Origin of the sequence: Ensifer sp. SSB1, from assembly GCF_016652895.1 — a bacterium.
GTDB lineage: Bacteria > Pseudomonadota > Alphaproteobacteria > Rhizobiales > Rhizobiaceae > Ensifer.
The window spans coordinates 11,925-20,740 of sequence record NZ_JAEPRP010000030.1 but is presented as its reverse complement, the minus strand read 5'-3'; the positions used below and the strand labels follow the sequence as shown (position 1 = coordinate 20,740).

The window sequence follows — 8,816 nt, the reverse complement described above, 5'->3', positions numbered from 1 at the left end:
ACAAGCCGCTGCTCGATGCAGCACTCGAGATCGCGACCCACAAGCCGACGCATTGCCTCGTCTTCCAGCGGGAAATGGCTGAAGCCGCCATGACCGAGGGACGCGACATCGATTTCGCTGCGGCGCTGGCGGCGGCGAAGCAGACGGGCGAAGAGGTTGGATGCACACCGGTTGCCTCCACCGATCCACTCTATGTGCTCTACACCTCGGGGACCACAGGTCAGCCCAAGGGCGTGGTGCGTGACAATGGCGGCCACATGGTCGCACTCAAATGGTCCATGGACAATTTCTTCGGCGTGCAGCCGGGCGAAGTGTTCTGGGCCGCCTCTGATATCGGCTGGGTGGTCGGCCATTCCTATATCGTCTATGGTCCGCTCTTGAACGGCAGCACGTCGATCCTCTTCGAAGGCAAGCCCGTCGGGACGCCCGATCCCGGGACCTATTGGCGGATCATCGCCGAGTACGGGGTGGCGGTAATGTTTACCGCGCCGACAGCGCTACGGGCGATCCGCAAGGAGGACCCCGACGCTTCCTATGTCGGCCGCTACGACCTGTCGCGCTTCCGCGCACTATTCCTGGCCGGTGAAAGGGCGGATCCGGACACGATCCGTTGGGCGGAGAGATCGCTTGGCGTGCCCGTCATCGATCACTGGTGGCAGACCGAGACCGGCTGGCCGGTGGCTGGCAACCCGATGGGTCTTGGCCTGCTGCCGGTCAAATATGGTTCTCCGGCGGTCCCGTTGCCGGGGTATGATGTCCAGATTCTCGACGATGCCGGACATCCGGTCGCGCCGGGAACGCTCGGCAATGTCGTCGTGAAGTTGCCTTTGCCGCCCGGCTGCCTGCCGACGCTCTGGAATGCCGACCATCGTTTCCGCGCGGCCTATCTCGAAGAATTCCCAGGCTACTACAAGACCGCGGACGCCGGTTACCTCGACGAGGACGGCTATATCTTCATCATGGCCAGGACCGACGACATTATCAACGTTGCTGGCCACCGGCTTTCGACGGGGGCGATGGAGGAAGTCTGCGCCAGCCATCCGGATGTTGCCGAATGTGCCGTCATCGGCATTGCCGATGATCTGAAAGGCCAGGTGCCGGCGGGCTTCCTTGTGATCAACTCCAATGTTTCCCGTGAAACGTCGGAGATCGAGCGCGAAGTGATTAGCCTCGTGCGCGAACGGATCGGGCCGGTGGCCGCTTTCCGGATGGCGATCTGCGTCAAGCGGTTGCCGAAGACGCGTTCGGGCAAGATCCTGCGGGCAACGATCCAGAAGATCGCCGATCGGCAACCCTGGAAAATGCCGGCGACGATCGATGATCCGGTCATTCTCGACGAGATCACCCTGGTCCTGCATGATCGGGGCATCGGCCTGTAGAGGATTTCTGAGCCGGCTTATGATGCATGCATCGCGGTGCACGCATCAGGCATTGACGATCGCCGCGAACCAATCGCCAAACGCGGCGATTGCCTTTGAGCGCGCTTTCTTGGTGATGAGAAAGTAGCTTTCCTCTTCGAGGGTGGCGATATCGGACAGGATCACCAGGTCGCCGTTCTCGATCTCCCGTCGGAAAACCTCGATCGGGCAAAGGGCCACGCCATGGCCGGCGATGACGGCCGTGGCGAGAAGGTTAAAGTCCTGGAAGATGGGCCCCCGCAGAGTTTGTCCTGTTGCCGCCCCCGCCTTCGCGAACCAATCGCGCCAGCGCGACGCAGTCTCGTCATGCAGCAGATCGGCGGAAGCGATCGCCTGCACGCTGTTCAACCCGCCCTTCCGCTCGATGTAACGCGGGCTCGCAACCGGCCGGTTGATTCGTGAAAACAGCCGGTCGAATCGGGTCCCCTCGCCGTCGTCGGCGCCGAGCGTGATCAGGACATCACAGCCGGTTTCGCGCAGTTGTTGCTCGGCCATCGCGTAGACGACCTTGACGTCGATCTCGGGGTGGCGGCCAAGAAAATCGCCGAGCGCCGGTATCAGCCAGCGGGTGGCGATCGATGGAATACAGGCGACGCTCACCTGCGTTCTGGCATTCTGCCGCAGCAACTCCGTTTCCGCAGCGATGCGCTCGAATGTCGATGTCAGCACCGCGGCCAGGCTCTCGGCTTCGGATGCCAGTTTTACGCCACGCTTCTCGCGCACGAAGAGCGGTCGACCGAACCACTCCTCCAGCAGCCGGATCTGGTGACTGATGGCCGCGTGCGTCACGTGCAGCTCGTCCCCGGCGCGGGAGAAGCTGGCCAGACGTGCTGCGGCTTCAAAGGCACGCAGCATACCGAGAGGTGGCAATGTCATCTGTAAGTTTTTCTCATGAATCTCATGAGCAATCGTCGTTTGAATAGTTCCCTATGTCAACGGATACTGAAGTTATCGCGGAAACGGGCGAGCATACCCGCCCGATATCATAAGAAATCTTTACAGATGGAGAGACCCATGTTCGTGCGCAGCCTGCAGCAGATCGAAGCAACCGATCATTTCGTGGAATGGGGCAGCGGTACCAGCCATCGCCTGCTGACTGAAAGGGATGGCATGGGTTTCACCGTATGCCACACGGTGGTGCGCGCCGGTACCGTATCGTTGCTCGAGTACCGCAACCATCTGGAGGCGTGTTACTGCATCGCCGGCCATGGTGAGGTCGAGGATATGCAGGGCAAGATTTTCCCGATCAACAAGGGCGACATCTATGTGCTGGACCAGCACGACAAACACTATCTGCGTGGTGGCAAGGACGAAGACCTGATCCTCGTCAGCATCTTCAATCCGCCGCTTGAAGGGACTGAGCGCCACAACCTCAATGACCCATCCGGTTCGGCTTACTGAACGCGTACGGGAGACTGGCCAACAAAAAAGCCCGGATCGACGATCCGGGCTTTTTTCATCGAGATGGACGGCGATCAGTAATGATCGTCTTCGTCCTCGTCTTTGCGGTCCGACTTCAGCGACTTGAGCTTGGCGAAGACGGCATCGGCGTCGATTTCCTTCTCTTCCTCGCGCTCGTAGCTGAAGCCCAGCTTTTCGGTCTCCTGAGCCGATTCCAGCGTCTGGCCGAGTTCGGCGGCCGTGGGCAGCGGACGGCCCTTGGAGGCGCGTTCGACTTCGAGGTCGAGGTCGATCTGCGAGCAGAGGCCGAGGGTCACGGGGTCCATCGGCGTCAGGTTGGCCGAGTTCCAGTGGGTGCGTTCGCGAATCTGCTCGATCGTCGATTTGGTCGTGCCGACGAGGCGGGAAATCTGCGCGTCCTTCAACTCGGGATGGTTGCGCACGAGCCAGAGAATGGCGTTCGGGCGATCCTGGCGCTTGGACACCGGCGTGTAACGCGGGCCTTTGCGCTTGCTATCGGGGACGCGGACCTTCGGCTCGGAAAGCTTCAGCTTGTGGTTGGGGTTTCCTTCCGCGCGAGCGATCTCGTCACGCGAAAGCTGGCCCGTCGCAATCGGGTCGAGGCCCTTGATGCCCTGCGCGGATTCACCGTCGGCGATCGCCTTTACTTCAAGCGGGTGCAGCTTGCAGAACTGCGCGATCTGGTCGAAGGACAGCGCGGTATTGTCAACGAGCCAGACGGCCGTCGCCTTGGGCATAAGCAGTTGCTGAGCCATGGATATAGTCCTTTTGTCCGCCGCGCCGGTGTCGCGGGCCGTGGAGTCTACCACTGATTTCCGGGAAATGTGGGCCTCTATACCGTCGTTGTCGCGAAATTGCAATTCTTCAGTTCCAAATGTCCTTTTGTCTAATTGCGGCGGGCATTTGACCTGCTATGAATGTGCGCGAAACGGGGTCGCCCTAGGAGGGGCGAGCCGCACTAGGAATGCGTAGGGAGGAAAATATGTCCGCCAAGATCTATCCGGTGTTGAAGTCTGCCAAGAGCCGGACGCTGCTTGACAATGCCACTTACCTGAAGTGGTACGAGGAGAGTGTTTCGGACCCGGCCAAGTTCTGGGGCAAGCACGGCAAGCGGATCGACTGGTTCAAGCCCTACACCAAGGTCAAGAACACCTCCTTCAAGGGCAAGGTCTCGATCAAGTGGTATGAAGACGGCCTGACCAACGTCTCCTACAACTGCATAGACCGCCACCTGAAGACGCATGGTGAGAAGACGGCGATCATCTGGGAAGGCGACAACCCCTATATCGACAAGAAGATTACCTACAACCAGCTCTACGAGCAGGTTTGTCGCCTTGCCAACGTCTTGAAGAAGCACGGCGTCAAGAAGGGTGACCGGGTCACCATCTACATGCCGATGATCCCGGAAGCATCCTATGCGATGCTCGCCTGCGCCCGCATCGGTGCGATCCATTCGGTCGTCTTCGGCGGTTTCTCGCCGGACGCTCTGGCCGGGCGCATCGTCGACTGCGAGAGCACCTTCGTCATCACCTGTGACGAGGGCGTGCGCGGCGGCAAGCCGGTGCCGCTGAAGGAAAACACCGATACGGCGATCGACATCGCAGCCAAGCAGCACGTGATCGTCAACAAGGTACTGGTCGTGCGCCGCACCGGCGGCAAGATCGGTTGGGCGCCGGGCCGTGACCTCTGGTATCACCAGGAAACGGCCACGGTGAAGCCGCATTGCGAGCCGGCGAAGATGAAGGCGGAAGATCCCCTGTTCATCCTCTATACCTCGGGTTCGACCGGCAAGCCGAAGGGCGTGCTGCACACGACCGGCGGCTACCTCGTCTATGCGTCGATGACGCACGAATATGTCTTCGACTACCGTGACGGCGAAGTCTATTGGTGCACGGCCGACGTCGGCTGGGTCACTGGTCACTCCTATATCGTCTATGGTCCGCTCGCGAATGCGGCGACGACCGTCATGTTCGAAGGTGTGCCGAATTTCCCCGATGCCGGCCGCTTCTGGGAAGTGGTCGACAAGCACAAGGTCAACGTTTTCTACACCGCCCCGACGGCGATCCGTTCGCTGATGGGCGCCGGTGACGATTTCGTCAAGCGCGCCTCGCGCTCGTCGCTGCGCCTGCTCGGTTCGGTCGGCGAGCCGATCAACCCGGAAGCCTGGGAGTGGTATTACAACGTCGTGGGCGAGCAGAAGTCGCCGATCGTCGATACCTGGTGGCAGACGGAGACTGGCGGCATCCTGATCACACCGCTGCCGGGTGCGACCGACCTCAAGCCCGGTTCGGCAACGCGTCCATTCTTCGGTGTTCAGCCGCAGCTCGTCGACAACGAAGGCAATGTTCTGGAAGGCGCTGCCGACGGCAACCTCTGCATCACCGACAGCTGGCCGGGCCAGATGCGCACGATCTACGGCGATCACGCACGCTTCGGCCAAACGTACTTCGCCACCTACAAGGGCAAGTACTTCACCGGTGACGGCTGCCGTCGCGATGAAGACGGCTACTATTGGATCACCGGCCGCGTCGACGACGTCTTGAACGTCTCCGGCCACCGCCTCGGTACGGCGGAAGTCGAATCCGCGCTGGTTTCGCATCACCTGGTCTCGGAAGCTGCCGTCGTCGGCTATCCGCATCCGATCAAGGGCCAGGGCATCTACTGCTACGTCTCGCTGATGGCCGGCGAGATCGGCAATGACGATCTCCGTGCGGCCCTGGTGAAGCACGTCCGTTCAGAGATCGGACCGATCGCCACGCCGGACAAGATCCAGTTTGCGCCCGGCCTGCCGAAGACCCGCTCGGGCAAGATCATGCGGCGCATCCTGCGCAAGATCGCCGAGGACGATTTCGGTGCGCTCGGCGATACCTCGACGCTCGCCGATCCGGCTGTCGTCGACGATCTGATCGCCAACCGCCAGAACAAGGCCTGACATTAACGGCCGCTGCACAGCATGTGCAGCGGCCGTTTCGACTGAACGAACAAGTCTGGCAAGCGATTTTCGGCATTGCCACGCGAAGCGTTTTTGCCCGCGTCTCGATTTCATGAGCCGGATTCAGATCACAGCTAAAGGCTGACAGTTGCGGCCTCAAATTCAGAAATCGATCGCCCGACCCTTGATCTCCCAATCGCCGTAGCGGGCAGGATCTTCACCGCCGCGTCCACCGATCTCCGGTGGCACTTCCTTCTTGGTCTCCGTCTGTCGCCGCTCCTCGGCCTCCTTCAGCGCGCGTATGGCCGCGGGCGGTAATGGCTTTTTCGGGCGATCGGGGGCGTTGTCATTGTCGTTCTGCATCTGAACGGTATCCGGATTCGAGCATCAATATTGAAGATCGGGGCATTTGCACCCATCATATAGGATGCCGTTCCCTCGACGGGAACCCTGATTCACGTGAAACACCGACGACCCCGGAGACTTTGATGAACCTTGTCCGCACCGCCATGCTGCTTGCAGTCATGACCGCCCTGTTCATGGCGGTGGGCTTTGTCATCGGCGGACGCGGCGGCATGATGATCGCCTTCGTCATGGCCGCGGGCATGAACTTCTTCTCCTACTGGAACTCCGACAAGATGGTGCTGCGGATGTATCGCGCCCAGGAGGTCGATGAGCGCAGCGCGCCGGAGTATTACGGCATCGTCCGTGACCTTGCTCGAAATGCCGGCTTGCCGATGCCACGCGTCTACGTGATCGACAGCCCGCAGCCGAATGCATTCGCCACCGGTCGCAACCCGGAAAATGCCGCGGTTGCCGCCTCCACCGGCCTGTTGCACGCGCTCAACTATGATGAAGTGGCGGGGGTGATGGCCCACGAACTGGCGCACGTGCAGAACCGCGATACGCTCACGATGACGCTGACGGCAACACTCGCCGGCGCCATCTCGATGCTCGGTAACTTTGCCTTCTTCTTCGGCGGCAACCGGGAGAACAACAACCCGCTCGGTTTCATCGGCACACTGGTCGCGATGATCGTGGCGCCGATGGCGGCGATGCTGGTGCAGATGGCGATCAGCCGTACCCGTGAATATTCGGCAGACCGGCGCGGCGCCGAGATCTGTGGCAAACCCCTGGCATTGGCCTCGGCGTTGCAGAAGATTGCCGGTGCGGCCCACCAGATTCACAATGACGACGCCGAGCGCAACCCGGCGACCGCGCATATGTTCATCATCAACCCGCTCTCCGGCGAGCGAATGGACAATCTGTTCTCGACCCATCCGAACACCGAAAATCGGATCGCGGCCCTACAGCAGATGGCCCAGGAAATGTCTTCGGTCTCGACGCCGCCGGTTCGTGCTGATAATCCCGTGCGCAAATCGCGCTCTGTGCCTTCTACCGGTTGGGGTCGCGGTGGTTCCGAACCGCCCAAAGGTCCCTGGTCCTGATGTCTGCAGAAAACAAAAACGATTCACGCCCGAAACGATCACACCGAGACGGTGCATCCGCGAAGTCGAAGAAGCCCGCCGCTGCGCCCCGCGGGCCGGAAAAGCCGGGCTTAAGGGCGCGTCAGGCCGCCGCAAAGATTCTGGCGGCGGTCATCGACCGCAAGACGTCGCTCGACGGCATGCTCGACAATGAACATGGCAATCCGGCCTATCGCGAACTCAACGAGGCCGATCGCGCTCTGGTTCGGGCGATCCTGAACTCCGCCCTTCGCCATCTCCCGCGCATCCAGGCCGCCATCAATTCGTTGCTGCAGACGCCCCTGCCGGAGGGTGCGCGCGCGCTTGAGCACGTGCTTGCCGTGGCAGCGGCGCAGATCCTCTATCTCGATGTGCCGGACCATTCTGCCGTCGACCTCGCGGTGGAGCAGGCGCAGGGAGACCCGCGCAATCGGCGTTTCGCCAATCTGGTGAATGCCATTCTCAGGCGCCTGTCGCGTGAGAAGGACGCCATTCTCGAAAGCGTGCGTGACTTACCAGCGATGCCGGACTGGTTCTTCGAGCGCCTGGTTGCCCGCTACGGCGCAGAACCAGCCCAGCAGATCGCCGAAGCGCAGCTCACGCCGGCGGCTATCGATCTGTCGGTCAAGTCGGAACCCGCTGGTTGGGCCGAGCGTCTCGGAGGCACCGTCCTGCCGACAGGTTCCGTTCGTCTTGGCGCATTCTCCGGTTCCATTCCTTCCTTAGCCGGATTCGACGAAGGCACCTGGTGGGTTCAGGATGCCGCAGCGTCGATACCGGCGCGGCTGTTCGGCGATCTCGCCGGCAAGCGGGTCGTCGATCTCTGTGCAGCACCGGGTGGCAAGACTGCTCAACTCATTCTCGCTGGTGCCGAAGTGACGGCGCTTGATCAGTCCGGCAGCCGCTTGCGTCGGTTGAGGGGCAATCTGAAGCGGCTTGGCCTGGAGGCGGAGACGAAGGAAGTCAACATGGCCGACTTCCAGCCGGAAACGCTGTTCGATGCGGCGCTGCTCGACGCGCCCTGCTCTTCCACCGGTACGACGCGTCGTCACCCGGACGTGCTGTGGACCAAGGGGCCGGAGGATATCGCAAAGCTCGCTGCCTTGCAGGAGCGTCTGCTCCGCCATGCGCTCACCGTGGTCAAGCCCGGCGGCATCGTCGTCTTTTCCAATTGCTCTCTCGATCCGCTCGAAGGCGAGGAGGTCGTCGAACGGGTGGTCGGCTCCGGCGCTGCCTATGAACGGATTGCTATTTCGGCTGCGGATTGGCCGGGGCTTGAGGATGCTATCACGCCACTTGGCGAAATGCGCACCACGCCGGCCATGCTGCCGCTCGATGCACCCTTCGCCAGCGGTCTCGATGGCTTCTACGCGGCGGTGATTCGCCGCAAATAGCACCGCCGATTGAGTTCAGGCCTGTCAAAATGGGGCTCAAGGCCCTGTTTTGTCGCGTCATTTGACGCTTTCGCGTCGGAGGCCTATCAAAGATGACAGTATTGATAAAAGTTTAATGGTCTCTCTGGCACCATGCGGCGGCTGGCGCGAGACCATCGCCCGTTCGGACGTTTGAGCGGTCGTG

8 protein-coding genes are annotated in these 8,816 nt (G+C 61.3%); 5 read left to right on the top strand and 3 right to left on the bottom strand.

Annotated features, from left to right (window positions below):
- Nucleotides 1–1,379: AMP-binding protein (locus I8N66_RS10230; RefSeq protein ID WP_291153129.1), on the top strand; the 1,379-nt coding region annotated here is incomplete at its 5' end.
- Between the two features lie 45 nt (nt 1,380–1,424).
- Here I8N66_RS10230 and I8N66_RS10225 read toward each other — a convergent pair.
- Nucleotides 1,425–2,273, bottom strand: a complete 849-nt coding sequence (locus tag I8N66_RS10225; protein ID WP_291153127.1) for a LysR substrate-binding domain-containing protein — start codon at nt 2,271–2,273, stop codon at nt 1,425–1,427.
- 159 nt (nt 2,274–2,432) lie between these two features.
- Between I8N66_RS10225 and I8N66_RS10220 the strand changes: the two genes are divergently transcribed.
- Nucleotides 2,433–2,819 (top strand): ectoine synthase, encoded by a 387-nt coding sequence (locus I8N66_RS10220; protein WP_291153124.1) that lies wholly within the window; start codon nt 2,433–2,435, stop codon nt 2,817–2,819.
- 74 nt (nt 2,820–2,893) lie between these two features.
- On the opposite strand, the gene I8N66_RS10215 is transcribed toward I8N66_RS10220, so the two are convergent.
- A complete protein-coding gene (locus I8N66_RS10215; RefSeq protein WP_043624204.1) occupies nt 2,894–3,595 on the bottom strand; it encodes a DUF1013 domain-containing protein in 702 nt (233 codons plus the stop codon).
- Nucleotides 3,596–3,822: 227 nt separating this feature from the next.
- Between I8N66_RS10215 and acs the strand changes: the two genes are divergently transcribed.
- The gene (gene acs, locus I8N66_RS10210) at nt 3,823–5,772 is read left to right on the top strand and encodes an acetate--CoA ligase (RefSeq protein WP_291153115.1); all 1,950 of its coding nucleotides are present in this window, start codon (nt 3,823–3,825) and stop codon (nt 5,770–5,772) included.
- A gap of 162 nt (nt 5,773–5,934) precedes the next feature.
- On the opposite strand, the gene I8N66_RS10205 is transcribed toward acs, so the two are convergent.
- Nucleotides 5,935–6,135 (bottom strand): DUF1674 domain-containing protein, encoded by a 201-nt coding sequence (locus tag I8N66_RS10205; protein ID WP_291153112.1) that lies wholly within the window; start codon nt 6,133–6,135, stop codon nt 5,935–5,937.
- A gap of 125 nt (nt 6,136–6,260) precedes the next feature.
- On the opposite strand from I8N66_RS10205, the gene htpX reads away from it, so the two are divergent.
- On the top strand, nt 6,261–7,220 hold the full coding sequence (gene htpX / locus I8N66_RS10200) for a zinc metalloprotease HtpX (protein WP_291153109.1): 960 nt from the start codon (nt 6,261–6,263) through the stop codon (nt 7,218–7,220).
- On the top strand, nt 7,220–8,632 hold the full coding sequence (locus tag I8N66_RS10195; RefSeq protein ID WP_113541276.1) for an RsmB/NOP family class I SAM-dependent RNA methyltransferase: 1,413 nt from the start codon (nt 7,220–7,222) through the stop codon (nt 8,630–8,632). Before htpX ends, I8N66_RS10195 begins: the two co-directional genes overlap by 1 nt.
- Nucleotides 8,633–8,816: the final 184 nt, after the last annotated feature.

What these genes read in the sequence shown, in the direction of transcription:
- htpX (WP_291153109.1), top strand. Translation starts at nt 6,261, where the DNA reads ATGAACCTTGTCCGCACCGCCATGCTGCTTGCAGTCATGACCGCCCTG.
- I8N66_RS10225 (WP_291153127.1), bottom strand. Translation starts at nt 2,273, where the DNA reads ATGCTGCGTGCCTTTGAAGCCGCAGCACGTCTGGCCAGCTTCTCCCGC.
- I8N66_RS10215 (WP_043624204.1), bottom strand. Translation starts at nt 3,595, where the DNA reads ATGGCTCAGCAACTGCTTATGCCCAAGGCGACGGCCGTCTGGCTCGTT.
- I8N66_RS10205 (WP_291153112.1), bottom strand. Translation starts at nt 6,135, where the DNA reads ATGCAGAACGACAATGACAACGCCCCCGATCGCCCGAAAAAGCCATTA.
- I8N66_RS10195 (WP_113541276.1), top strand. Translation starts at nt 7,220, where the DNA reads ATGTCTGCAGAAAACAAAAACGATTCACGCCCGAAACGATCACACCGA.
- acs (WP_291153115.1), top strand. Translation starts at nt 3,823, where the DNA reads ATGTCCGCCAAGATCTATCCGGTGTTGAAGTCTGCCAAGAGCCGGACG.
- I8N66_RS10220 (WP_291153124.1), top strand. Translation starts at nt 2,433, where the DNA reads ATGTTCGTGCGCAGCCTGCAGCAGATCGAAGCAACCGATCATTTCGTG.